General features: G+C 45.7%; 20 protein-coding genes and 2 pseudogenes. 12 read left to right on the top strand and 10 right to left on the bottom strand.

What is annotated here, in order from left to right:
- Positions 1 to 294: 294 nt before the first annotated feature.
- From NC981_RS24500 to NC981_RS24510, 3 genes are all read right to left on the bottom strand, one after another.
- Complete coding sequence (locus tag NC981_RS24500) at positions 295 to 1980, bottom strand: hypothetical protein (RefSeq protein WP_348245427.1); 1686 nt, start codon at positions 1978 to 1980, stop codon at positions 295 to 297.
- 655 nt (positions 1981 to 2635) lie between these two features.
- Positions 2636 to 4060: a helix-turn-helix transcriptional regulator gene (locus NC981_RS24505; RefSeq protein WP_348245428.1), complete on the bottom strand. Its 1425-nt coding sequence runs from the start codon at positions 4058 to 4060 to the stop codon at positions 2636 to 2638.
- A gap of 29 nt (positions 4061 to 4089) precedes the next feature.
- Positions 4090 to 5409, bottom strand: coding sequence for a hypothetical protein (locus NC981_RS24510; protein WP_348245429.1), 1320 nt, complete (start codon positions 5407 to 5409; stop codon positions 4090 to 4092).
- Positions 5410 to 5550: 141 nt separating this feature from the next.
- Here NC981_RS24510 and NC981_RS24515 point away from each other — a divergent pair, with 141 nt between their 5' ends.
- The 3 genes and pseudogenes from NC981_RS24515 to NC981_RS24525 form a co-directional block, all read left to right on the top strand.
- Complete coding sequence (locus NC981_RS24515; RefSeq protein WP_348245430.1) at positions 5551 to 5943, top strand: hypothetical protein; 393 nt, start codon at positions 5551 to 5553, stop codon at positions 5941 to 5943.
- A 274-nt stretch (positions 5944 to 6217) separates the two neighbouring features.
- Entirely contained in the window at positions 6218 to 7024 is an 807-nt protein-coding gene (locus tag NC981_RS24520) for an IS6 family transposase (RefSeq protein ID WP_348245431.1), read from the top strand.
- A gap of 108 nt (positions 7025 to 7132) precedes the next feature.
- Positions 7133 to 7276, top strand: a pseudogene (locus NC981_RS24525) (IS6 family transposase); the annotation flags it as partial.
- Positions 7277 to 7329: 53 nt separating this feature from the next.
- Here the strand turns inward: NC981_RS24525 and NC981_RS24530 are convergent.
- A pseudogene (locus NC981_RS24530) lies at positions 7330 to 8063 on the bottom strand (IS6 family transposase).
- 46 nt (positions 8064 to 8109) lie between these two features.
- On the opposite strand from NC981_RS24530, the gene NC981_RS24535 reads away from it, so the two are divergent.
- The 3 genes from NC981_RS24535 (at position 8110) to NC981_RS24545 (ending at position 10520) form a co-directional block, all read left to right on the top strand.
- Positions 8110 to 8469: a DUF2254 family protein gene (locus NC981_RS24535; protein WP_348245432.1), complete on the top strand. Its 360-nt coding sequence runs from the start codon at positions 8110 to 8112 to the stop codon at positions 8467 to 8469.
- 237 nt (positions 8470 to 8706) lie between these two features.
- A complete protein-coding gene (locus tag NC981_RS24540; RefSeq protein WP_348245445.1) occupies positions 8707 to 9096 on the top strand; it encodes a response regulator in 390 nt (129 codons plus the stop codon).
- A 5-nt stretch (positions 9097 to 9101) separates the two neighbouring features.
- Positions 9102 to 10520 carry an ATP-binding protein gene (locus NC981_RS24545; RefSeq protein ID WP_348245433.1) on the top strand — a complete coding sequence of 473 codons (1419 nt, stop codon included), beginning with the start codon at positions 9102 to 9104 and terminating at the stop codon, positions 10518 to 10520.
- 72 nt (positions 10521 to 10592) lie between these two features.
- Here the strand turns inward: NC981_RS24545 and NC981_RS24550 are convergent.
- The 4 genes from NC981_RS24550 to NC981_RS24565 form a co-directional block, all read right to left on the bottom strand.
- Positions 10593 to 11284 (bottom strand): IS1 family transposase gene (locus tag NC981_RS24550; protein WP_348245434.1). Its coding sequence is split into 2 segments (ribosomal slippage): positions 10593 to 10954 and positions 10954 to 11284, totalling 693 coding nucleotides; the frame shifts between segments, so codons are not numbered across the junction.
- Positions 11285 to 11335: 51 nt separating this feature from the next.
- On the bottom strand, positions 11336 to 11557 hold the full coding sequence (locus tag NC981_RS24555) for a helix-turn-helix domain-containing protein (RefSeq protein WP_348245435.1): 222 nt from the start codon (positions 11555 to 11557) through the stop codon (positions 11336 to 11338).
- 245 nt (positions 11558 to 11802) lie between these two features.
- Positions 11803 to 13110, bottom strand: a complete 1308-nt coding sequence (gene fahA / locus NC981_RS24560; RefSeq protein WP_348245436.1) for a fumarylacetoacetase — start codon at positions 13108 to 13110, stop codon at positions 11803 to 11805.
- Positions 13107 to 13994, bottom strand: coding sequence for a hypothetical protein (locus NC981_RS24565; RefSeq protein ID WP_348245437.1), 888 nt, complete (start codon positions 13992 to 13994; stop codon positions 13107 to 13109). Before NC981_RS24565 ends, fahA begins: the two co-directional genes overlap by 4 nt.
- A 297-nt stretch (positions 13995 to 14291) precedes the next feature.
- On the opposite strand from NC981_RS24565, the gene hppD reads away from it, so the two are divergent.
- Genes hppD through NC981_RS24590 form a run of 5 tightly spaced genes read left to right on the top strand, consistent with a single transcriptional unit; the run spans position 14292 to position 20558 of the window.
- Positions 14292 to 15383: a 4-hydroxyphenylpyruvate dioxygenase gene (hppD, locus tag NC981_RS24570; RefSeq protein ID WP_348245438.1), complete on the top strand. Its 1092-nt coding sequence runs from the start codon at positions 14292 to 14294 to the stop codon at positions 15381 to 15383.
- Between the two features lie 29 nt (positions 15384 to 15412).
- On the top strand, positions 15413 to 16570 hold the full coding sequence (locus tag NC981_RS24575; RefSeq protein ID WP_348245439.1) for a homogentisate 1,2-dioxygenase: 1158 nt from the start codon (positions 15413 to 15415) through the stop codon (positions 16568 to 16570).
- A 39-nt stretch (positions 16571 to 16609) separates the two neighbouring features.
- A complete protein-coding gene (locus NC981_RS24580) occupies positions 16610 to 17518 on the top strand; it encodes a hypothetical protein (RefSeq protein WP_348245440.1) in 909 nt (302 codons plus the stop codon).
- Positions 17490 to 19391 carry an AMP-binding protein gene (locus NC981_RS24585; RefSeq protein WP_348245446.1) on the top strand — a complete coding sequence of 634 codons (1902 nt, stop codon included), beginning with the start codon at positions 17490 to 17492 and terminating at the stop codon, positions 19389 to 19391. Before NC981_RS24580 ends, NC981_RS24585 begins: the two co-directional genes overlap by 29 nt.
- Before the next feature lie 3 nt (positions 19392 to 19394).
- Positions 19395 to 20558: a pyridoxal phosphate-dependent aminotransferase gene (locus NC981_RS24590; RefSeq protein ID WP_348245441.1), complete on the top strand. Its 1164-nt coding sequence runs from the start codon at positions 19395 to 19397 to the stop codon at positions 20556 to 20558.
- Positions 20559 to 20816: 258 nt separating this feature from the next.
- Here the strand turns inward: NC981_RS24590 and NC981_RS24595 are convergent, their stop codons facing one another.
- Entirely contained in the window at positions 20817 to 22076 is a 1260-nt protein-coding gene (locus NC981_RS24595; protein ID WP_348245442.1) for a cysteine desulfurase-like protein, read from the bottom strand.
- Between the two features lie 14 nt (positions 22077 to 22090).
- The gene (locus NC981_RS24600; protein WP_348245443.1) at positions 22091 to 22789 is read right to left on the bottom strand and encodes a 2OG-Fe dioxygenase family protein; all 699 of its coding nucleotides are present in this window, start codon (positions 22787 to 22789) and stop codon (positions 22091 to 22093) included.
- Positions 22790 to 23390: 601 nt separating this feature from the next.
- Between NC981_RS24600 and NC981_RS24605 the strand changes: the two genes are divergently transcribed.
- Positions 23391 to 23654, top strand: a complete 264-nt coding sequence (locus NC981_RS24605) for a hypothetical protein (RefSeq protein ID WP_348245444.1) — start codon at positions 23391 to 23393, stop codon at positions 23652 to 23654.
- Positions 23655 to 23830 lie beyond the last annotated feature (176 nt).

Here is a 23830-nt window from a genome sequence, read left to right on the forward strand (position 1 = left end):
AGGGGATATTGTATCTCAAGCACAGTTTATCAGCGAACTCTTTGGAGCGAGGGCTTAAAGCAATACGAATGAGACCGATTCGTTTGTTACTTTAAAGTCTTTGCGACACAACCCTTCGTTCTGCACAACCCTTCGTTCTGCTGGCTCAACCGTCGGAAAATTCTTCCATTGGTAAGGGTGTTCGGTTTGGTTGGCACGTTATCTTGCCCGAATCGAGGAAGTTTGTTGACCAAAGCCTTTAGATGAGGACATAACGAACAGAGCATCAACAGCTTTGTTTATCCTAGAACATCTTTAGCCACTGCGAAATCTTAACCAGCCTGGGTAATGCTGTGACCAAGCGTACGCCTCCGCTTGCAGAATTGGATCACCAGAATCAAGAAATCGCTGCATTTTTGCAACTTGAGTGGGTGCAGGTAGAGAACTTGAAGGAGTTGTGTTCTCTAATTCAAGAGTTTCTGACAGATTCTCGATCGCTGCAACATACACACAGCCTATTTCAGCTTGCTGCTCTGCATTAAAATTACTGGCTGATGAAACAGAATCGACATCAACACAATCGCTAGAAGCGTGATGTAAAGAGGGATTACCGCCATAACCAGGTAATAAGCTTGTAGAGTTTAAGAGCAACTCTTGAGCAATATCTAGCTCGGATTGAGTGGAAATGCTTTTAGAGTTCTCACAAGTTAGAGAATCTGAATTGATCAACTCTGGATCAATTGAAAGATGTTCAGGATGCCAGAGATCCCGATGTTTATACAGCGATCCACCTCCGATTTTGTATTGCAGCAAAACTTTAAATCGAGCAGTTGCACTCATAGGTAATGATTCTTTTTCTAACAAGTCAGCGATCGCATTCCGAATTCGACCTCTTGCGTTCTCTGATTGTTGCTGATTCCAGGTCGGAGCTTTTTCAACAGCTTGATCTAACAGTTCTGATTTTTGCTTGAATTTGCCGTTCTGCTCTCCATAGTGAAAGTAATGGCTATTTTCAATGCACCGTGCCCATTCTTCTGCTCTCTGCTCGATTTCATGCTGATGATTACAAAACTCTGTGTAACCCGGTAGCAATCGTGCAACTTCCACAATTCGATTTACGAGCGCAGTTCCTGTGAGTGGATCGCCTCCGGCTAAAACATGATGAAAAATGTACTCACGCATCGTGATTCGACCAAGCAAACGATTTGTTTGCCCGGAACTTGTCCAACCGAGTTCAATTTCAGCATTAAGATCCGCAATGAACTTATCTGCTTTTCCTGAAATGTGAAGTAAACGGTGTTTTGCTTGCTTCAGAATTTGCTTAAAGAGATGAGAATCTATCTCATTCTGTTGTTGAGCCAATTTCCACTGTTCTACAAACTGCTGCTGTGTACTCCAAATCGGCTCAAGATCCCGATTGAGCAGATAAGAACCGACTTGCAGTGGAAGCCGGTGAGCATTAAACAAGCTTAGTGTTCCATCTGTAGAATACGGTTTTGGATTTGGAAAGACTTCGAGTTGTCCTAATCGAATTTTGAAGCCAGCATTTTCTAACAATGTAGAAACGACGATCGCCAACTGCCAAGAACTCATAGCCTGTGGCAGAGGAAAGTATAAATGAAGCCCATCACTGTAGCTAGAAGTGCAAACGAGATACTGTATCAATCCAAGCACTTCTAAGGTCGCAGCAATCCGAGGAATAGCAAAGGGATCGTACTGAGGATGATAGAAACTCTGAATATCAATGTCTAATAAACAGTACTGTGTCTGGCTGCCGAAGCGCACTCCATACAGACCTGTAGATTGCTGAATTACGCGATCGCTGAGGGGATATCGGCTTTCTGTTTTCCAACTAGGTTTCTCTTTTGGTTGGGCGTGATCTGCCCAGATGAAATCATAGCGATGCGGAAAAAGCGCAAGAAACTCATCGTTCCATTCCTGCACGAACGATGAAGAGAACTTCCCCATCTCACTTTGAGTTTTTTGTAATCGATCACTCATGCTTGTAGAACAATTCACATTCGATCGGGATCGTTTATACCAAATGCTCGATCGCTGATCCGAAGCCGGATCTCGCTGTTTTGTAATCAAAGCGATTACAAATGTGAAAACTCATAACGATGTAATCGTTAGTGTAGCGATCGATTGGGGGAGAGGGTCTAGAGCGATCGGGGAGGGGGATCTAGAATTTTTGGGTTAGGGGGTCTAGAGCAGTTGGGATGAGGCTCTAGAGCCAATTGGGTTTGGGGGTCTAGAAGGTTTGGGGATGACGGTCTAGAAGGTTTGGGGGTGACGGTCTAGAAGATTTTTGGGGGTGGAGGTCTAGAAGTATGTGTAATCAATGGTTTGGGGATGAGGTTCTAGAACAAGCTGTAATCAATTGTTTGGGGTCAGGGAGCTAGAGTTGTGTGTAATCGGCTAAGAGTCCTATCCCTAAGGGGATTGAGCATTTTGGCATGATGTTAAATTTCTAATTTGATTTCAAGAAAATTCCTAAAATTAATTAGCAGAACGGCCATACAGAGCGGCTTCAACGCCTTGTAATCACTCTGCTCGATGGTCGATCGTGATTACAACGTTGTAATCACCTGTAATCAAGGCTTGTAATCAAATGCTGTAATCACTTGTAATCATTTCGACCCAATTACAAGCAAAATCACATTTCTTGCTCAAATAACTGGCGCAAAACCTGCTCATTTTCAGGACTAATCGATCGCTCCTCATTCTCGATCAGCGAAATCAGCCCCTGGCTCATCCCACTTAACTGAGAAAGCTTACGCTGACTCCATTTCTTTGCCTGACGTAGCAGTTTTACTTGTTGCCCAGTCAATCTTTGATCTTCGATTACAATTGTCGATCCAGACTCTTCACGCTCTTCGAGCTTTGCGGCTGAAATTGCTTCGGTCTGCCAATCTTCAGCAGGTGTAATCCACAGTTTCGCAGCAAGTAGTCGATCGAAGAAGCCGCGAGGACGCTGAACCTCATCGCGCCCAAATCCTGGTGGCTGAAGTTCCAGAGGATACGTTTCCAAATCAAACTGAATTGACCATCCGCGATCGTGCAACGTCAGTAAATCTTCATCCCAAGTACTCGCTAATTTTTTGCGAAACTCACTACTTTGTTTTGCTTGCTGAATTTTCTGATTACCATACGCGACTTCCATCAAAGTTTGAACATTCAGCGGATCTTGACGATTAAACTGTGCTTTGAACAAAAGCCAAACAATTAATCGGGCTGCCCCTTCTCGATGCTGCCAGAGGCTCATTACACTTTCAAGTAAGGTTTGCGGCAGATTTCCAAGTTGGTGATACGCAGTGCGATCGCGCTTCCCTTCCTCGTTCAGAAAATATCTCGCCCACAGTCCTGGCTTAACAATAAACGTCATTCCCGTAAGTTCTTTATTGCCAAATAGATCTTGCTGATAGTGATAGCGTGTTCCCATAATGTGCCACAGTCGCCCTTCTTCGACCGTAAACCCTTTGACTCGTCCTTGAGTTGGCAACGAAATAAAGGTGGTGATTTTGCAGGGCTGTTTGACTAATTCCTCGATCAGCGCGAGCTTTTCTCTGCGATTTTTATCAGTGCGTTTTTTCAGTCCTAAATAGGCTTCGATTTGTCGATCGTCAATAATTAACTCCTGTTCCCAAGGGCGCTCTAGCTGTGCCGCGTGTGCTGCGTAGATTAAATGCATACAAGCCGCACGAATATCAAAGGTATCAATCACTGCTAGCGCCGCTGCTCCTGCAAGCGTCGCTGGATGTTCGTCTTCTAGATTCTCTGTCACCCAAAAATGAATCGCACCTTGCCCATCTCCAATGTCTCGCGCATAGTACAGCTTGCCATCAGGATCGTTATCCCAAGGTAGATGTTTACGCTGAGTCAGAATATTTCCTGCTTCCCAAATTGGTAAGGCCGATGCCATCCGCGTTGTGTGATGGTCAGAAAAGAGATCCGGGCTCGTTTTCGGTCGCTCGGCTGCGTTGGTTGGCTTCGTTTTCTGTTTTGCCTTTTGAGTTCGAGAAGGTTGTGGTGCAGCGGCAGAAGTCTCCTTTGATTTCGCATTCTTCTTTTGACGAGCCATGCTGCTTGACCTCTTGAACCTGAAATTGATCAGACCTTCGCTCTCAAACGCCGTTGGATTACTTTTTCAACCTTCTTTAACTCAGCATCTGACAGTTGCTCTAGATACTGTAGAACAGTCTGTAAATCGAGATGCTGAATTGCGTGATTTACTTTAGCATCAACTGGCTCAAGATCGAGCGAAGTGGCTTTGACTTCGATCGTATTCACAATCTGCGCGAGGGGTACGATTTCGCATCGGACAAATTCTGCTTCTCTCAGCACAGGTTCTAATCGCGGCATTGCAGCATTGCGCCACTTGCGGCAGTGTTGCGGCATCGCTTGAATACGATCGTCCCCGAACGACTCTCGATAATAGCTACACCATACGCCGAATTGATTTCCCTCGTGAGACGGATTGTGCCATTCGCATGTTCGACAAGTTGGCTTTTCTAGATATAGAGAGCCATTCAGTTCTTCTGATGCTGTGGTTGTTTCTGCGTTGTTCGGTGTACAGACTATTTGAGTTAATTGTTGTGTCAGTACTTGCCCTTTTTCGTACCACCAGCGTTCGAGTGTGAGTGGATTCGGCGCGACGAAGCTCGTTGATTTTCCAGCAATTTCACAGCTTACATTCAGGCGATAAGGTTGTTTAGGAACAGGACAATGCTCGATCGACCACTGCGGTGATAGTAAAGCTTGTAGCTGCGAGAATTGTTCGCGAAAGGTTTGAACTTTCCAATCGCGATACTGATTCATCAGATCCTGATAGTTGCGAAAAAATCGGGCAATATTTGTTCGATCAACTAAGTAAAACTTAAATCCCTCTTCGTCTTCTTCGCACCGCTGCAACAGTCCCCAATTTTGTACTAATTCTCGATAGTGCAGAAACCGCTGACTCTGTTCGATATCTACAGTTTTTTGATGACGTTGAATTAAGGCTTCGACTCGCTCTAAGTCAAATGTTTCGCCTTTGAGAACGCGATCGACAAATTCAGTTCGGGCTGCTCTTGGAGTAATGTCTGCTGAAATTCGATAAAGTACTTTCGTTTCAACCTGGTTCAAGGCGGTCAGTGAATCTTGATTCTCAAACGGCAGAAAAGCTCGTCCGACTGACATCATGGAATAACACAGTGAAGTGCTTAACCCAGTCTTCTCGCGTGCCCACCCCAAAAACTCACTATTCTGACCCCAGCCAAATAAAGCTTTGACTTCGAGCAATTCTTTTCCAGTTTCATAAATATCATAGAAAAGTCGTCCGAAGCGGCTTTGAATATTGCTAGCAATTTCTTCTAAGCGATCGCATTGAGCCGCAGATAGCGCGACTTGTGCTGTATTGATTGAGCGATCGTCTTTGGGCGGTAAAGACACTAGAACTTATCTCCAGTCTAGTTTTTTATATTGTATCTAGAATTCTGGAAAAAATACAGAATTCTAGATAGTTCTCTAGCTTGACGTTTCGATTAGAAGTCGCTTGTATACTGGTAGTAGGTAAAGGATGAGCCGTCGAAGATGTACATTCTGAATGCACCAACGGGAATTAAAGAAGGTCGTCAATTGCTCGGCAGAATGGTCAGGGCTGCCCGTGCGATGCGCGGTTGGACGCTCGATGATCTCAAGGAGCAGATTGCCCAGAATGTCTCTTACCGTAGCGATTCTGGCATCGAACCTTACATTGTCAGTAAATCTCAGTTGAGTGTTTTAGAACGCGGTCAGCCTGTTCTTGATCCGCTGTTGTTTGAGTCGATCGCGGTTCTAGAATTACTAGATCATCCGATTGAGCAACGCGCTCTCATGATCGAAGAAATCAAAGCGATTAACTGCGGACTGTTCGATCTAAAAACTGGGGCATGGCTCAGTTCTGAGCCTTCAAGAGTTTTGACACAATCCGTGATTGCAAGTTGAGTAATTTTATGAAAGTTTCTACGCTACTGGAAACTTTCATAAATTTCAGACACTTTTATAAAAGTTTCTATCTATATGGAAACTTTTATAAATTTTCAGACTTCATCGTCGAGTACAGCACCGATTTCTGACTCAAGTTGTCCGATCGAAGGCAAGCTGCTCTTAAAGCGTTCTGGCAAGCTGTCCCAAATTTCATGTGTTGAAACGGTACTGTCAGGTTAACCGGACAGTGGAATCATCCTACTGGTTCAACGTTGTTCGCATCTGCTTGCCCATGTACTCCCGTCATCGTTTTCCTGGTGAAATTATCAGCGACTGTGTGTGGCTTGATTACCCCTTCCCATTGAGCTACCGGGACATTGAGAAAATGATGCTGTACCGTGGGATTGAAGTGACGGACGAATCGATTCGGGAATGGTGTCAGAAATTCGGGCAGCAATACGCGAATCAACTGCAGCGCAAACGTCCTTACATTGCAGACAAATGGCATTTGGACGAAGTGGTCGTCACCATCAAAGGGCAGCAATACTACTTGTGGCGAGCAGTGGATTCAGAAGGAGATGTGCTGGATGTCCTGCTGCAACGGCATCGAAACACGAAAGCAAGTGATGGCTTTTTGACGAGTGAGATTGCTGGGGCAACAGTGACTTTATGGAATGCAGTAGTGGACGATACCGTGATTGACCTGAATGGAGCAGCGGATGGACTTGATACAACTGCGATGTTCATTGCTGGAGGGCAACCCGTTGCCCTAGCAAATACGGCAACGATTATTAGCCCATCTCCCATTGACGCAGTGCTAGTCTGGATTGACAATGTGGTGAATGGTGCGAATGAAGTTCTAGCCGTTAATACGACGGGAACTTCTCTGCAGGCTCAGTTCTATGAGAGCGGTGAACTGCTAATTACGGGTGAAGGTTCTGCTGCGGATTATCAGAAGGTATTGCAGACACTCACATATGCTAATAAGACAGCCGTAAAAGATCTCGACCCAAGACAACGCTCGATTTTAGTGGCGTTGAATAATGAGAACGGCTACAGTGATGCAGCGGAGGTGCGGCTCTCGATCGTGGTTGCTTAGTCTAAGGTTGTGTCGCAAAAATGATAGGGTGGGAAAGCTCAATTTTCTCTAGCCTTGCTCTCAATGACGACCGACTCCTTGTTCAAATGACATCACTTCCTCCTTGAAATCATCGTGCTGAATTTGCGCTGGTATTGTCGTTATTCCTTAAGCTATCGGGAGTTGGAAGCAATGATGGCGGAGCGTGGAGTCGCTGTGGATCATTCCACCCTCAGTCGCTGGGTGCTGAAATTTGTGCCCGAACTGGATAGGTTGTGTCGCAAAGATTTTTAAGTGAAAAACGAACGGGTCTCATTCATATTGCTTTAAGCACTCATTCCAAAGATTTCATTGATGAATTCTATTTGAGACACACTGTCCCCTCGACTAATCCCTTTCACCTGCCCTTTGCAAATCATGTTCATTGCTTCTATCCCTCGCAATGTTCTCCTTGCTGTATTGAAGGATTGAAATCCTATCATCGGTTTGACAATTCGGTTGATGTTCTAATGGTCTTGCTCGATGAGATTGTTCAGAGACTTGCTCTGCCGCAATTCGGTTTGGGCTTCCAACGTTTTCTCTTGCTTCAATTCATTCATTGCCACTGGATAGGCAGCGTTTTTATCCACGGTGATGACGCGTGGAGCTTGAGTAGGCTTGGCTCCCAGGACTTCACGAAAAAAGCGCTCAACCGCCTTCCTATCCCGCTTCGCACTGAGCATGAAGTCCAGCGTGCTGCCATCCGTATCCACTGCTCGGTACAGGTATTTCCACTCTCCCTTCACTTCGATGTAGGTTTCGTCAACTCTCCAGGAATCATTCGTGGGATTCAAGAACGATAGCTTCGCTTCACGGAACGTGTGCGAGTGCGTTTATCCAGTTCTGGTGCATACTTCAGCACCCAGCGATTGAGGGTGGAATGATCCACAGCGACTCCTCTTTCCGCCATCATCGCTTCCAAATCGCAGTAGCTCAGAGCGTAACGACAATACCAGCGCACGTTCAGCAAGATGATTTCGGGCAAAAAGTGCCGCCATTTGAACAAGGAGTCAGTCGCCATTTAGAGCAAAGCTAGGGAAAATTGAGTTACTGCACCTTACCAATCTTTGCGACACAACCCCTTTCCCTCTCCCTATCGCTACGATAATGAACATAGGTTAAGAATAATTGCGGAGCCAACCACCTTTGAATATCTTGTGGATCGGGCTTTCAACCAGATTCGGCAGTATGCTCGATCGGATACCGCCGTCACAATTCGACTGCTCGAAGCGATCGCGCTGATTGCAACGTATGCAGAAACTTCAACCCAGAGAGGCGTTCTACGTCGTCATGCAGAAATGATTCAGCGCGGTAGCCAAAATGGGCTATCTGAGAAGTGCGATCTCCATGATGTGGAGCAGCGATATCAAGAAGCAATAACAGCCTTAGATCCTGAAGAAGCTAACCTTGACTTTAGGCAACTCTGACATTCATTCACTAGGGAACCGCAAGTGTGATGTTGGTGCTGTGTCGGGGGAGTCAAGGCTTCAGTCATAGGAATTCTATCCACGGAAAAACTTGAAAGTGGGCGGAGAGGGGACGTGACTTTATACTAAATCGATTTGATATTACACTCCGAGATTGAACAAGTTATCTCTTAAGGAGGAGGTATGAAAATAGATACGAGGGACATATTTTATACCGGACTATCTAAGTTACGAATTATGCCTCATGTCTTACTGGTTGATGATGAAGCACCGCTGCGTGATAGCCTGAGCTACGCTTTGCAGAAGGAGGGCTATGGAGTCACAACTGCATCAGATGGTGCTGCGGCATTGAAACTATTTCATAAGCAAGTGCCGGATGTCATTTTGCTGGATCTGATGCTACCAGAGATAGGCGGCATGGAGGTGTGTTGGCGCATCCGAGCATTTTCCGATGTTCCTATTGTGATGCTGACTGCAAAAGATCAAGACATCGATAAAGTGTGGGGACTCGAAGCAGGAGCCGATGACTACATCACGAAGCCATTTAACACACGAGAATTGTTAGCACGCATTCGAGCGGTTCTGCGGCGACGCTCGGCGGCAGAAGGATCGCCGCTCATGGATTAGGGGCAATGTGGCTGAAACGATTGGGTGCAATTCGGTGGAATTCGTTACACACAAAGCTGTTAGTCACATACTGGCTGCTCACGGTGCTGGGAACTTCGCTAATGGCAGGGTTTCTGTTGCGATCGCTCTCCGCGTACTTTATGCAGATGCGACAAACGGATTTAGAAAATTGGACAACTGCGATCAGTGAAAGTGTTGCAGATGAGCTAGAGCGAGAAAATGTTCAGCGTGTCCAGCAGTTGATGGAACGTCATGGTAAACCCGAAACAGTAACCGTGCGTGTTCTAAGTCCAAAAGGGCAGCTACTGGCATCCTCTGCTTATGAAGACCATCACATCACAAACTGGCTGGTGGTTCCAGGTGTGCGAGAAGCTTTACAAAATCAGATGGTGCAGGGAACGGCAAAAGGGGTATTAGCGAACGACGATCGCTTGTACGTTGCTCGTCCGATTCGTCGCAATGGACAACTTTTGGGTGTGCTGCGAATGTCCGTAACGCTGGAGCAATTTCAGCGGCAATTTTCATTTCTGTGGTGGACGGTCATGGGAGCGTTGTTGCTGACAATGCTTCTGTGTGCAGTGATCAGCGACCGTTTAGCCAGAAGTTTCTCCATCCCGATTCAAACGATGCGAAACTTTGCGATTCGCTTGGGAAGTGGTCATTTTGGCGATAAATTAAGCATTCGTCAAAGCAATGAATTAGATGAACTTGCGATCGAACTCAATCGCATGAGTGAGCGATTAGCATCCCTCGATCAAGAGCGCCGTACGTTTCTCGCCAATGTCTCACACGAACTTCGCACCCCGATTAGTAACATTCAAGTCACCGTAGAAGCCCTGCAAAACGGAGCCGTGGAAGAGCCGCACTTACGAGATCGCTTCTTTGAGTCAATTGAAGATGAAACACGACGATTAGCTCGACTGATTCATGATTTGCTTGATTTGGGACGATTAGAAGCCGGAGCAACCTTATTGGAGCAGCAGACGATCGATCTCCAGCAGTTAATCGATCGTGCCGTTCGAGCCGTAGAAACGCGAATGCAGATGCGTCAGATGTCATTTCGTCTCAATATCGCAAAGGTTTCACTCATCGGCGATCCAGAACGACTACTGCAAGCCCTATTGAACATTTTGGACAACGCGATCAAACACTCTAGAGAAGATTCTCAGGTTTTTATCGCGGGGGCACGAGAGGGGCAACAGGTCGTGATAACAATTCAAGATCAAGGACCTGGGATCGAGCAAACCGCATTGCCTCGAATTTTTGAGCAGTTTTATACGGGTGATCCGTCGCGTAAAGGCAGTAGTACGGGATTGGGACTCGCGATCTCACAGCGCATTATTCAGGCACATCAGGGCACGATCACGGCAAGTAGCTCGGTTGGGCAGGGGGCAGAATTTACAATTTGCTTACCGCTCAAATAACTTACATCACCTGCTTAAAGCCGCATAGCTAAAGAATAAAGTAATTCGGGCGTTGCTGAATAGTGGTATGAATCAGGCTGGAGTTGGCACGTCCCAGAACTTGAGGTAGTGCAGTAACAATCGAATCGAATGTCTCAGCCTTTCCTCGGATTTGGAGTAGCACAGCGTCTTGCGATGCAATCGAGCGAGGTAGTGTCGTAACCGGGTGTTTTCCGATTCCACTCGGGTCATGTAAGTCTTGCAGACGATTTGATCACCATCGGGAATGAAACCTGGATAGACCTTCCACCCATCCGTGACATAGAAGTAGCATTGCCATTGTTCAACCACCCTCCACAGCAGTTCAAATGTTTCAGCACTATGATCCCCCAGTACCCAACCTAAAATTCCGGTCGTGAAATGATCGACCGCGCTCCAGATCCAGATTCTGTTTTTTTCGAGCCAACAAACGTTTCGAGTTCATCGAGTTCGCCAACTTGAGGGGATTGGTCTGGAGCATAAGCATCCGGCAGATTCTGTCCGACCTGCTTGACCCAGTGAATGATCGTTGTTTGATGGACTCCTTTGACTCGTTCAATGGCTCGAGATCCCATGCCATTGGTGTACATCAACAAGCATTCACGTTTAACCTGCTCTGAGTATCCGGGTGATGGATCATAGTGATCGATGAACTGCCGCCCACAATCGACGCAGATGTGATTCTGTTTACCTTTCTTTTTTCCATTCTTACGGATATGAGTAGACTGGCATTCAGGACACTGCATAGAGAATGACCTCAATTCATACTCCCATTATGCAACGCCGCTTTTTGCTCATCAACAGCGCTGCGATGCCGCCAATTGCTGCAACCAGTCCTGAACCGTCACACGATTGCGCCCAATCAATCTAGCCGCCGCTTGTACGGTCTTCGCTTGCTTCGTTTGCAACAGATACAGCACCTGGAGACGTTCTTTACCTGTCGCCATGGTTTGCGCCCTCAGTAGTTGTTTCAGTTCTTCAGTGCTTTCTTGAATCTCTAGCTTGTAAACGCCTGCCATCGTTGCTGACGGAATGCTACATCTGAGTCATATCATCTGTAGTCATATTTTGAAGATTTGGTATTACTTGCAAGTTCCTGTACTTTATTTAACTATCTAAAGAGAAAGAGCGATCGATGCGCCAAGCTCAATCGAAGTAATGCCTTTGCCGATCTCGAAAATTGCAGCACCTTGTTAAGAGATTTGTGACTAAAGAATAGGTGTTGGGAATAGTGGGATGTCGAGTTCAGCAGTAAATTCGTCTGTCAAGTTCCAGCAACAATGCCCTGACATTTACCCATCCCAATTTTGATATAGCCTTCCTCTTCACAATAACCCTGAAGCGTAACTTCATCTCCTTCTACTAAAAACGATCGCATTTCTCCACTCGGTAACACGATCGGCTGTGCTCCTCGTTGCGTCAGTTCTAACAAGCAGCCTTGAGTCCCTGCCTCATTGCCTGAAACCGTTCCGCTAGCAAATAAATCCCCAGGGCGAAGATTGCAGCCATTACTAGCGTGATGAGTGAGCATTTGTGCCGCTGTCCAATACATGTGTTGGAATTTGCTCTGGCTTAAGCGCAAAGGTGCTATTTTCTCTTGACGCATTCGTGCAGAAGACAACATTACTTCTAGCCTTATCTGAATACCGCCTGTGCTTTGATTTGTAGATGATGTGAGATAGGGCAAGATCGGTGGATCATCGACCGACCTTGCAAATGCAGAGCCTCGAAATGGGGCAAGGGCTTCCATCGTCACAATCCAGGGAGAGATTGTAGTGGCAAAGCTTTTTGACAGAAAAGGGCCAAGGGGCTGATATTCCCAAGCTTGAATGTCTCGTGCCGACCAATCATTCACGAGGCATAAGCCGAATAGGTGATCTTCTGCTTGATCGATCGAGATTGTGTCTCCTAATTCATTCCCCCTTCCCACAAAGCAACCGACTTCAAGCTCGTAGTCCAACATTTGAGAAGGGGCAAACGTCGGAGTTGAGCTGTTTGCTTGTTTCTGCTGACCGTAGGGACGTTTGATAGAAGTGCCAGTAGGAACAATTGATGATGCCCGCCCGTGATAAGCGATCGGGACATATTTATAATTTGGCAATAGGGGATTGTCGGGGCGAAATAGCTTACCAACAGTGGTTGCGTGAAAAATAGAGGCGTAGAAATCTGTGTAGTCGCCGATCGTTGCAGGCAAAAGCAATTGCGCGTCTGACATCGAAACAAGGATTCTGCTATCGGGAGCTTGTCCAACACGAAGTAATTGACTGAGATGATGGCGCAAGCGTAACGAGGCTGTTTTTCCCATCGCCATCAATGAGTTTAAGGTTGAAGCACAGCAGGCAGCCTGCAAAGACTCTGGTAGTTCCTCAAGTAGCCCAAGCTTTTGACAAGCCATTAGATCTAGAATTTGATCGCCGATCGCAACCCCAATATGAGGTGTTTCAGAGCGACCTCGTTCTTGAAATACTCCGAAAGGAAGATTCTGGATTGGGAAATCAGTGTCAGCTTGATTTGCGGAGTTAACCCAACTCCGCAGATTTGGATCATGAGTGGAATCAATCGTGCAGGTCATAAAAGTTTCAAGTCGTAAAGTTCATGAATGGGTTCTTCAAAAGAACAAGAACCGAACGATCGAAAGAATTGCTGTCGAGAATGTTCGATCGCCAATATCGGAAGGGAGAACTCATGCCAACCTATTTCGATATCGCTCAGTTGAAATGAATCGATCGATGATTCCTCAAGGATTGCCACAACTTCATCAAGTGTGACGGCTTGTTGATAGGCAAAGGCTGAAGCGATCGCAACATTCAAAAAACCGTGCATTGTCGTAGAAGTTTCGTTCAAGGCATGAGTTAAGCAATGACCTCGTAAGGCATGATGTAATCCAGCCGTTGCCTTAAAGGGAATTCGAGCCTTCGCCAAGGACAAAATGCGTTGTCCCAGTTGTGTACTATCAGGAAACGCATTGCTAGTAATACCGCCTGTTCGCAACTTTGCACCTGCTCCTATTTGGTGCAGAATATCCAGGTAGGGTTCTAAGTCAACATTAAATGGAATTTCAAAAAAAGTGTCTACTTCAGCAGGTATTTCTAGCCTGATTGACTGAATCTCGACAGGCGAGAGTGGGGCGACTTCCAAGGCGCTAATCTGAATAGAAGGCTTATAGTCTCTTTTAGTTGCTTGATATATCTGCTCCAATCCCGATCGCCAGTTTCCAGACACAATCACGCTTAATGACCAAGGCTGAGATGAAGAGGCATCTTCAGAAGGCAAAAGCTTGATGAACTCTGGAAGGCGAGTAGCAGGCAAAACGAAGCGATCGAGCATCCAGCAATGTGGAGAAGCGTGAGCGCGATCGTAAATATTTATTGCTTCAGGTAGGCTTAGCTGTGCAGGGGGAAAGATTCCAGCATAGTCTACAATCCGCGCAAGAAGTTGTTTGAGCGATGTTAACACTCGGCTGCACCTCCTTTAATTAACAATCTGGGCAGGAGATTTGATTTATGTCTTAAGCACTCTCTTAAATCTATCCTTGTGATTAGCAACTCCGAAAAGTTAAATCTATAATTTAATTATGGCTTCTCAGATTGGTTTAGTAACCTGATCTTGAGAAGCCTTAGGAATCCACAACCTAAACACCGCTTCAAATCCGCTTGGTAGCTGCAATTAGATTCACAAATTTTCACAACTCCTTCTTTACAGTTGCTAGCTACTTTAGGCGTTACTATCTTTCCTCTGTTCAGGAGGAGCCTAATGGCTGAGTTATTTCCCATTTTATGTTTTGATCACCTTGAGTTCCATGTTGGTAACGCAAGGCAAGCAGCAAGTTTTTATGAAACTTTCTTCAAATTCACAAACACAGCGTATCGAGGCTTAGAAACAGGGAGTCGCAAAGTTGCTTCGTATGTCATGGAGCAAGGCGCAATTCGATTAGTTCTAAGTACAGCGCTCAATTCTGATCATCCTATTGCTCAGAGTGTACTGAAGCATGGTGATCATGTCGCTGTGATTGCAGTGCAAGTGCCTAATGTAGCAGAAGCTTATCAACAAGTGACTGCGCGAGGAGCGATCGCCGCAATGCCGCCGACTCTGGCAGAAGATGAAACGGGAATTTTGCAGTATGCAGCGATTCACATCTACGGAGATGTACTTCTCAAGTTTGTCGATCGACAGAACTATCGAGGCATCTTTGCGCCCCAGTTTCTGCCTCGGCATTCAGTAGAACTGAATGCCGAGGCAGGACTTCAAACCATTGATCATATTGTTGGTAATGTTGAACAAGGCGCAATGGAACATTGGGTGAAGTTTTTTGCCGACACAATGGGTTTTCAGTTATTAGTTCACTTTGATGATGCAGCCATCTCGACTGAGTATTCAGCATTGATGTCTAAAGTGGTGCAAGATGGCTCTGGCAAGATTAAACTCCCGATTAATGAACCTGCATTAAGGAAAGGAAAATCGCAGATTCAGGAATATTTGGAATTTCATCAAGGGGCTGGAGTTCAGCATGTTGCCTATTCAACTCACAACATTGTGGAAACAGTCACAAAACTCAAACAGGCAGGCGTTGAGTTTCTGCATGTTCCAAGCTCCTACTATGAAGATTTAGAAACACGAGTTGGCAAGATTGATGAATCGATCGAGCGTCTAGCAGAACTCGGAATTTTAGTCGATCGCGATCAGGAGGGTTATCTATTACAAATTTTTACGCAGCCCGTTGAGGATCGTCCTACTTTGTTCTTTGAAATTATTGAGCGTCATGGTGCTCAAAGCTTTGGCGAAGGCAATTTCAAAGCTTTATTTGAGGCGATCGAACGGGAACAAGCCCTTCGAGGAAATCTCTAGGCAGAAGTTAGAAATTACGGTATCAAGCAATGACGTACTATTACCAGCTCGGTACAATTCCCCACAAGCGACATACCCAATTTCGTGAGCCAAATGGTTCGCTCTATCACGAAGAATTGATGGGCATTCACGGCTTTACGGGTATTCAATCGCTGCTCTATCATTTGTACCCGCCAACGCAAGTGTATAAGGTGTTTCTAGAACGGACGATCTCGCTGGAGTTTGAAGAGTTCGGGGCACTCCGGCATCGTCATTTGCGGACGCAGAAAGCATTGAGTGAAGGAGATGCGATCGCATCCCGCATTCCTCTAATGGCAAATGGAGATGTCTGTATTTCAGTCGCACAACCCACAGAGCCAATGTCGTATTGGTATCGATTTGCTCACGGTGATGAAGTCATCTTTGTTCATGAAGGGAGTGGGTTACTAGAAAGCCAGTACGGTCAGTTGCACTATCATCCGGGGGATTATTTGGTGATTCCAACTGGAGTCATGTGGCGAGTTTTGCCTGAAAGCAATACGACTCAACGCATGTTAGTGATCGAAGCACAAGGACACATCGAGCCGCCTGCTCGGTATCTGAATCGTTATGGTCAATTTTTAGAACATGCACCTTATAGTGAGCGAGATTTGCGCCCACCAGAAACCTTAACTCCTCACGATGAGATGGGCGAGTTTGAAGTGCGGGTAAAGGCTCGCGATCGCATTACGACCTATCTTTATCATCATCATCCACTCGATGTGGTGGGTTGGGATGGCTATCTCTATCCTTACGCCTTCAACATTGCTGACTTTGAACCTGTGACCGGACGCATCCATCAACCGCCGTCTGTGCATCAAACGTTTGAAGCACCAGGATTTGTCATTTGTTCGTTTGTCCCTCGGTTGTTTGACTACCATCCGCTCGCCATTCCTGCACCTTACAATCATTCCAATGTTGATTCTGATGAAGTGCTCTACTATGTCGAGGGAAATTTTATGTCTCGTAAGGGGATTGAGCGATCGTCGATTACGGTACATCCGAACGGCATTCCGCATGGTCCACATCCAGGTATGTATGAAGGCTCGATCGGCAAAGAGCGCACTGATGAACTCGCGGTCATGATCGACACGTTTCATCCGCTAAAACTGACTCGACAAGCAGTTGACCTAGAGGACATGCAATATCTCTACAGTTGGGTTGCTTGAGGGCAGTCCCAGATTCGTTTCACAAGGAGGAAACTCTCTATGGCTCCGGTTCTCACTATCTCTACACGCTTATCTATCTCCGATCGAATTCAGGAGCGCCTGCATCAGGGGAAACTAACTCAGCAACAAGTTGATGACTTCCAGGACTTTCTTCACCAAGTTGAGCGTGATTTTTTGCGGCATCCTATCATCACAGATAACGCTTATACTCGCTGGTTCCAAGCAGGCAACGCCACAGATGAGCAATTACGACATTTTATCCGTCAGTTTTCTGTTTTCTCGAATCAATTTCTGATAGCAGCATTATTGAAAGTCATTAACTCTCCAACACTTCAACAATCGCGAGCAAGCCGCGAGGTTTTATTGAATGAGCTAGGCGTTATTTATCGTAAGTTGCAAGCAACAGACAACGCACAAACGTTCAAAACAGAGGAGGAAAAAGATCGAGAAGGTGATCCTGAAGTGGTCAGCACAGAAGGAACTGTTGATGGCGGAATCTGTCGCTTTCGGGCAGCTCATTTTGAGTGGTTAGCGACTGTTGCAGAAGGAATTGGCTTGCACTATGAGGAGATTGGTCAACGTAAGCACGGTAGCTCGACCACGCTACACTTTTGTGATGAATTGCAGCGTCTCTATGGAAGTGATGATCCGAATGTGGCGGAGGGTGCTAGCTTTGCAGTTGAAAATTGGGCAGCAGCAGGATTCTGGCAAGAGCTAGAAGATGGATTAACGCGCATCAAACGAACTCGGCATCCACAACTGCATTTAGCTTTCTTCACTTGGCATAATCGCGTGGAGGCTCAACATGCAGAACATACTTTAGAAGAACTCGAAGCCGTGTACTTCAAGCCAGAGTTCGATCGCGCTAAATTCATTCAGGGAGGGCAACAAATTCTAGATGCGATCGCAGTTTTTTGGAATGGGTTGGAGCACGATCGCAATGATTGAGGAAGCAACAATGCACCAAGAGTTAGCTCCCGCTTGGGTTCCATCAATCGAACAAATTCAGGCAACAAACATTGCAGTGCTGATGCGGGACTTGAACATTCGCACTTATTCAGAGTTGCATTCTTGGTCAATTCGCGATCGAGCGGCTTTCTGGGAGGTGATGATTCAACGGCTTGGAGTTTGCTTTCGGGAGCCGTATACGCAGATTGTTGACTTATCACAGGGTGTAGAATTTCCGCAATGGCTTGTGAATGCTCGATTGAATATTGTTGAAAGCTGTTTTCAAGCTAGTGAAGACAAAACCGCGATCGTTTTTCAAGCAGAAGGCGGTTCGCTCCAAACTTGGACTTACAAGCAATTACAGTTCCTCACAAATCGGGTTGCGAATAGCTTAGTCAAATTAGGATTTCAGCCTGGCGATGCAATTGCTATCGCGATGCCAATGACAGCTGAATCTGTCGCAATTTATTTAGGAATTATCAAAGCGGGTTGTGTCGTCGTGTCGATTGCGGATAGTTTTGCAGCGATCGAAATTGCAACTCGGTTACGTATTGCGAACGCCAAAGCAATTTTTACTCAGGACTTTATTTATCGGGGTGGAAAGCAGCTACCGCTATATCACAAAGTTGTTGAAGCTAAGGCTCCAAGAGCGATCGTACTTTCTCAACATCCAGCTTCAACAGTTGAATTGCGATCGCATGACTTAACTTGGAGTGATTTTCTCAGTACGAATGAAGTCTTTGATGCAACTCCAACATCTCCCACAGCACACATCAATATCCTGTTTTCTTCTGGCACAACCGGAGATCCTAAAGCAATTCCCTGGACACAAACAACACCGATCAAATGTGCAGTGGATGGGCATCTGCACCAAGATATTCATTCCAGTGATGTTGTTGCTTGGTCAACCAATTTAGGATGGATGATGGGGCCCTGGCTGATCTATGCAAGCTTGATTAACCGCGCGACGATCGCGCTTTATGACGGCGCACCGACGACGCGAGAATATGGTCAATTTATCCAAGCTGCTCAGGTCACTATCCTGGGTGTTGTGCCGAGTTTAGTCCGAGTTTGGAAAACGACCGATTGTATGCGGGGACTGAATTGGAGCGCAATTAAAGCGTTTAGTTCGACAGGCGAATGCTCTAATTCTCAAGATATGCGGTACTTGATGTCTCTCGCAGACAACAAGCCAATCATTGAATACTGCGGTGGTACTGAAATTGGCGGAGCTTACATCACGGGCACTCTTGTTCAGCCTTGTATTCCAGCAACTTTCACAACGCCTGCACTAGGCTTGGATTTTACAATTCTGGATGCTGATGGTTGTTCTGCAAATGAAGGGGAAGCTTTTATCATTCCCCCTGCGATCGGACTTTCTACAAAATTGTTAAATAAAGACCATCATCAGATCTATTTTGCTGATGGTCTTGATAAATTGTCCTTGCGTCGTCATGGTGATTATCTGAAGCGATTGCCGAATGGTTACTATCAGATGGGCGGCCGTGTGGACGACACAATGAATTTGGGTGGAATTAAAATAAGTTCTGCAGAAATTGAACAAGTGCTAAACACGGTTGCAGGCATTCGTGAAACGGCAGCAATTAGCACTCCGCGCAATGCTCAAGGTGTAGTGATTTCTGAAGGCGGACCGAGCCAGCTTATTGTTTATGCAGTTGTTGAGCCTAACATTCAGAAAACACATGCAGAACTCAAAGCATTGTTACAAACAGCGATCGCTCAACGCCTCAATCCGTTGTTCAAAATTTGGGGCTTGGTGATTGTAGAGGCTTTGCCTCGCACTTCATCAAACAAAGTAATGCGGCGAGTTCTGCGCGATCAGTTCAACACAATTTACCTCATGAGGGTGTAACGCATGGAACTTGCAGAACGAATGAGTCGATTAGGAACAGAATCCGCCTTTGATGTCTTTGCCAAAGCACAACAGCTAGAAGCTCAAGGACGATCAATTATCCATCTAGAAATTGGGCAACCAGACTTTCCGACTCCATTCCCAATTTGTGAAGCAGCATTTCGGGCAATGAAAGATGGCTATACAGGCTATACTCCGGCAGCTGGTTTGTTAGCATTGCGAGAAGCGATCGCTGAACATATTTCGACAACCAGAAATATTGAGATTCACCCAGACGAAGTTGTCGTTACACCTGGAGCTAAGCCGATTATCTTCTTCACGCTAATGGCGTTAGTGAATGAAGGAGATGAAGTAATTTACCCAGATCCAGGCTTTCCGATTTACCAATCGGTGATCAATTTTGTGGGTGCTAGAGGAATTCCTTTACCGCTACGTGAAGAAGTTGGGTTTCGCTTTCATTTAGATGATTTGATCAATGCAGTATCCGATCGAACTCGCTTACTCATTCTCAATTCTCCTCAAAATCCCACAGGGGGATTGCTGCAAGTTGAAGATTTAGTCGCGATCGCAGAACTTGCCGATCGACATAATTTCTATGTTCTCTCCGATGAAATCTATTCTCGGATTCTCTATGAAGGTAAGCACATTAGCCTGATTCAATTTCCGGGTATGAAATCTCGCACTATCCTGCTGGATGGTCATTCTAAAACCTATGCAATGACGGGATGGCGGCTCGGCTATGGTGTTGTTCCTAAACACCTTGTTGAGGGAATTGTTCGTCTTATGATCAATTGCAACTCTTGCACTTGTGCCTTTACTCAGATTGCTGGCATCGAAGCGCTTCGAGGCTCACAAGAATTTGTAGATCAAATGGTCGCTCAGTTTCAGCGCCGACGAGATACTGTCGTCGATGGTTTAAACGCGATCGAAGGGATTCATTGCCTAAAGCCTGCGGGTGCATTCTATGTGTTCCCAAATGTGAAAGATTTACCTTTGTCGTGTAACGCACTAGCGGATTACTTTCTCAATGAAGCGGGCGTTTCACTACTCGCGGGAACAGCGTTTGGCAAATTTGGCGATGGCTATCTCAGAATTTCTTATGCCAATTCATTAGAGAATCTTCAAATCGCGATCGACCGAATGCGATCAGCCGTAATGAGATTGTAGTCAGCTCATTTTCCTCGCTTATAACCTGAGTAATTTAGGCTCATGACTTGAGTATTGGAAGCTCATGACCTCAGTATCGGAGACTGACTATTTAAGCAATTCAAGCTCACTCTATGAACCTGAAAATCTCTCACCTGAGTATAAACAGATCACTTATCGAGCTTCCAAAGCTGAGTCACCGATCGCTGAGAATTCAAGCACTTCCCTTGCTTCGGTGTCTGCTTAACAGATTTCTGCACAACTAGCCCGATCAGAGAGTCAGATTGTCACTAAGCGTTCCGCAACCTCATGCAACGTGTGCAATAACCGCTGAACTTCCGCGATCGTGTTGTAGTGAGTGCAGCCAATTCGCAAGAATCCTCCACTTTCCTCAATTCCGAGCCGTTGAGTGAGATTCAGAGCATAGAAGTTCCCATTCCAGATGAAAATACCGCGATCGCCTAATATCCTTGCAATTTCAGCAGGAGAATAGCCAGCAATGCGAATTCCGAACGTCGGCGTGCGCCAGGTAAATTGCGATCGCTCCGTGATGCCGTAGAGAGTCACCCCAGGAATTTCTAGCAAATGAGGGATCAAATATTCAGACAGCGATCGCTCATAGTTCTGAATTGTTAGCATTGCCGCAACAAGAGCACTCCGCCGATTTGTAACGATCGGTGAAACGTGCCTCCCTAACTCAGCTAAATACTCGATCGTTGCCACAACTCCCGCAAGCCCCTCAAAATTCTGTGTTCCTGTTTCCCACCGAAATGGAACTTCTTCAGAAGCAGGACGAGGCTTGTAAGGCTGTAGCCGAGCTAAATGCTCTCGTTTGCCATAGAGAATGCCAACATGCGGCCCAAAAAACTTGTAGGCAGAGCAAACGAGGAAATCACACTCTAGCGATCGTACATCAATTAGCCGATGGGGCGCATAGTGAACTGCATCGACAAACACCCATGCTCCCACAGCATGAGCTAACTGAACCGCTCGTTTAACATCATTGATCGTGCCAACTGCATTCGAGGCATAACTGATCGCGACTAACTTTGTGCGTTCCGTGATCTGATGTTCTAAATCAAGCATGTCTAGAGTACAGTTGTTCTCATGAATATCAACTGTACGAACAATTACACCCCGTTCTCGAAGCGCTAACCAAGGCGCGACGTTGGCATCGTGATCAAGGTTAGTAACAACAATCTCATCACCGGGTTGCAATTCTCGACCGATTGATCGACTCATTGCAAACGTGAGCGTCGTCATGTTTGCTCCAAACACAACCTCATCACTATCGCAGCCTAGAAAATCCGCAACTGCTAATCGGGCTTGTTCTACTAACGCATCGGTTCGCGCGCTGGTCGCAAAAGCTCCGTGCAAATTAGAATTTGATGTCGTCAAGTAGCTCGCGATCGCATCAATCACCCCCTGCGAAACTTGAGTCCCACCAGGTCCATCTAAAAACGCGACTGGATACCCATTTATTTCTTGATGTAGGGCGGGAAATTGAGCGCGAATCCAATCTAGATCAAAAACAGTCATAGGACGCTCCAAACTCAATTCTCATCTGGCGGAAATAGTCCTGGACAGGTTAAAACAAATACATCTCTGGTTCCTTGCTCACCTGCAATCACATTGACAGGCGATGTGTAGTGAAAGTATTGAGCATCCCTGAATACGAGAAGTTCTCCCGGATTTAAGACTTTGCTAAATGCTGGAGGCTTGCCGTCTTTTGATTTATAAAGATGAGTTTCACCACCCCCAATCTTGTTGCGATCGACCGAGAAAATTCCAACAATATCGACACCATCCCGATGGATTCCCTCTGGAGCCGGATTACCAGATTGTTGAGGAGATGCAGTCGTGCGAATCTGATGAACTCCAATCTCTTGGGAAGTAGAGCACAGTTGGCAGAACTGGAAAAACTCCCAAATCAATCGTTGAAAATCTTCTAGTTGAATTAACTCATCATCTAGCTCAGGATACTCTCGAATCACATCTCCTAACAATGGGTTGCATTGCCTGCTCTGGAAAAAGCGACGGTGAGGTAACTTGATTAATCGATCGCCAACTATTTTGAAGTGAGAGAGCCGCCTAAATCGATAGCTACCTTCTAAGTAGGGATCGTTTGGGAGATGAGCAAACGACGGTTGGAACTTATCAACCTCGATCGCGGTTAACATCTCTAAAACATAACTTGCCAGACAATTTGCCTCTGGCTTAATAAATTCTTCTAGTTTAGATAGATTTAACATTTGACTTCCTCATTTCAGTCAACACAAGCAGATCAATAAATCGACTGCTTGTGAGCAAATCGCTGAATCAGAAACAACATGAGAGCAATCAAACTCCGGTTACTTCTAATCTAAATCCAGTGTGTCAAATATATGATGTTTTGTAGCGCTCTCTTACGATAGTTAAGTTGACAGAGTTAACAATGCAGTGTCAGTTACAAAACATCATACAGGCACTATGTTGAGGTAGAGAGTCTGATTACACCTGTCTACTTACTATTGTAATGAGATTTTCATAAGATTGTCGATCCATAGCGAGTACCCCTCAGATTATTATTCATGTACTTGCTCTGCCACAATTCTGTCTCTGCTGCTAGCGTTTCATCGGCTTTTAACGCTGCGATCTCGACCGGGTATGCAGCATTCCTGTAACCGTGATTACCCGTGAAGCATAAGTATACTCTGCCTTCAACTTCGTTGGGGTCAGGCAGTACGAGGATTTTGCAGGAATTTCAGCAGAGTCAGAGCTTTGAGGTTCTACAAGGATTGGCAATTCCCGTGAAATACCTGAAGATAAAAGAAATCTCCTTAATCTAGCTGCACACATCATCGGAGCCAGGAGATGAAACACGCAGACTCGAAGGCATTGGACCGATTAGAAGAATTGCTGGTAAAGCTTCGTCAATATCAGGGCTTGAAAGAAAAAAAGCGTGGAATCTTCTACTGGAAATCGAATGCCTTTCTTCACTTTCATCAAAATCATGACCAGCTATTTGCCGATTTGCGAGTTGGTTCAGATTGGGAGCGCTTTCCAGTGAATACGCAACTTGAACAAGAGATATTCCTTACCCAGGTTGAGATTGAATTGCGAAAACAGGGCATTTAGGGATTTCTGTATTTAGATGGGAATTGGAGCAGAAAGACCCTTGTTGTTTGTATGACTTGGGCAGGCACTATCAACTTAACCGGAAGTATTTAAATTTAAGCACTGTAACTCCCTTAATCGTCAGTCTCGCTCAAGTTTATGCAGCATCTTTCACACACGTAATCTCCCGCCAATCT

The organism is Leptolyngbya sp. DQ-M1, assembly GCF_039962505.1.
Lineage (GTDB): Bacteria > Cyanobacteriota > Cyanobacteriia > Leptolyngbyales > Leptolyngbyaceae > Leptolyngbya.

Bases quoted from the DNA above. Each gene is read 5' to 3' on its own strand.
- NC981_RS24500 (WP_348245427.1), bottom strand. From the start codon at position 1,980: ATGAGTGATCGATTACAAAAAACTCAAAGTGAGATGGGGAAGTTCTCT.
- NC981_RS24505 (WP_348245428.1), bottom strand. From the start codon at position 4,060: ATGGCTCGTCAAAAGAAGAATGCGAAATCAAAGGAGACTTCTGCCGCT.
- NC981_RS24515 (WP_348245430.1), top strand. From the start codon at position 5,551: ATGTACATTCTGAATGCACCAACGGGAATTAAAGAAGGTCGTCAATTG.
- NC981_RS24520 (WP_348245431.1), top strand. From the start codon at position 6,218: ATGTACTCCCGTCATCGTTTTCCTGGTGAAATTATCAGCGACTGTGTG.
- NC981_RS24540 (WP_348245445.1), top strand. From the start codon at position 8,707: ATGCCTCATGTCTTACTGGTTGATGATGAAGCACCGCTGCGTGATAGC.
- NC981_RS24545 (WP_348245433.1), top strand. From the start codon at position 9,102: ATGTGGCTGAAACGATTGGGTGCAATTCGGTGGAATTCGTTACACACA.
- NC981_RS24555 (WP_348245435.1), bottom strand. From the start codon at position 11,557: ATGGCAGGCGTTTACAAGCTAGAGATTCAAGAAAGCACTGAAGAACTG.
- fahA (WP_348245436.1), bottom strand. From the start codon at position 13,110: ATGACCTGCACGATTGATTCCACTCATGATCCAAATCTGCGGAGTTGG.
- hppD (WP_348245438.1), top strand. From the start codon at position 14,292: ATGGCTGAGTTATTTCCCATTTTATGTTTTGATCACCTTGAGTTCCAT.
- NC981_RS24575 (WP_348245439.1), top strand. From the start codon at position 15,413: ATGACGTACTATTACCAGCTCGGTACAATTCCCCACAAGCGACATACC.
- NC981_RS24580 (WP_348245440.1), top strand. From the start codon at position 16,610: ATGGCTCCGGTTCTCACTATCTCTACACGCTTATCTATCTCCGATCGA.
- NC981_RS24585 (WP_348245446.1), top strand. From the start codon at position 17,490: ATGGGTTGGAGCACGATCGCAATGATTGAGGAAGCAACAATGCACCAA.
- NC981_RS24590 (WP_348245441.1), top strand. From the start codon at position 19,395: ATGGAACTTGCAGAACGAATGAGTCGATTAGGAACAGAATCCGCCTTT.
- NC981_RS24595 (WP_348245442.1), bottom strand. From the start codon at position 22,076: ATGACTGTTTTTGATCTAGATTGGATTCGCGCTCAATTTCCCGCCCTA.
- NC981_RS24600 (WP_348245443.1), bottom strand. From the start codon at position 22,789: ATGTTAAATCTATCTAAACTAGAAGAATTTATTAAGCCAGAGGCAAAT.
- NC981_RS24605 (WP_348245444.1), top strand. From the start codon at position 23,391: ATGAAACACGCAGACTCGAAGGCATTGGACCGATTAGAAGAATTGCTG.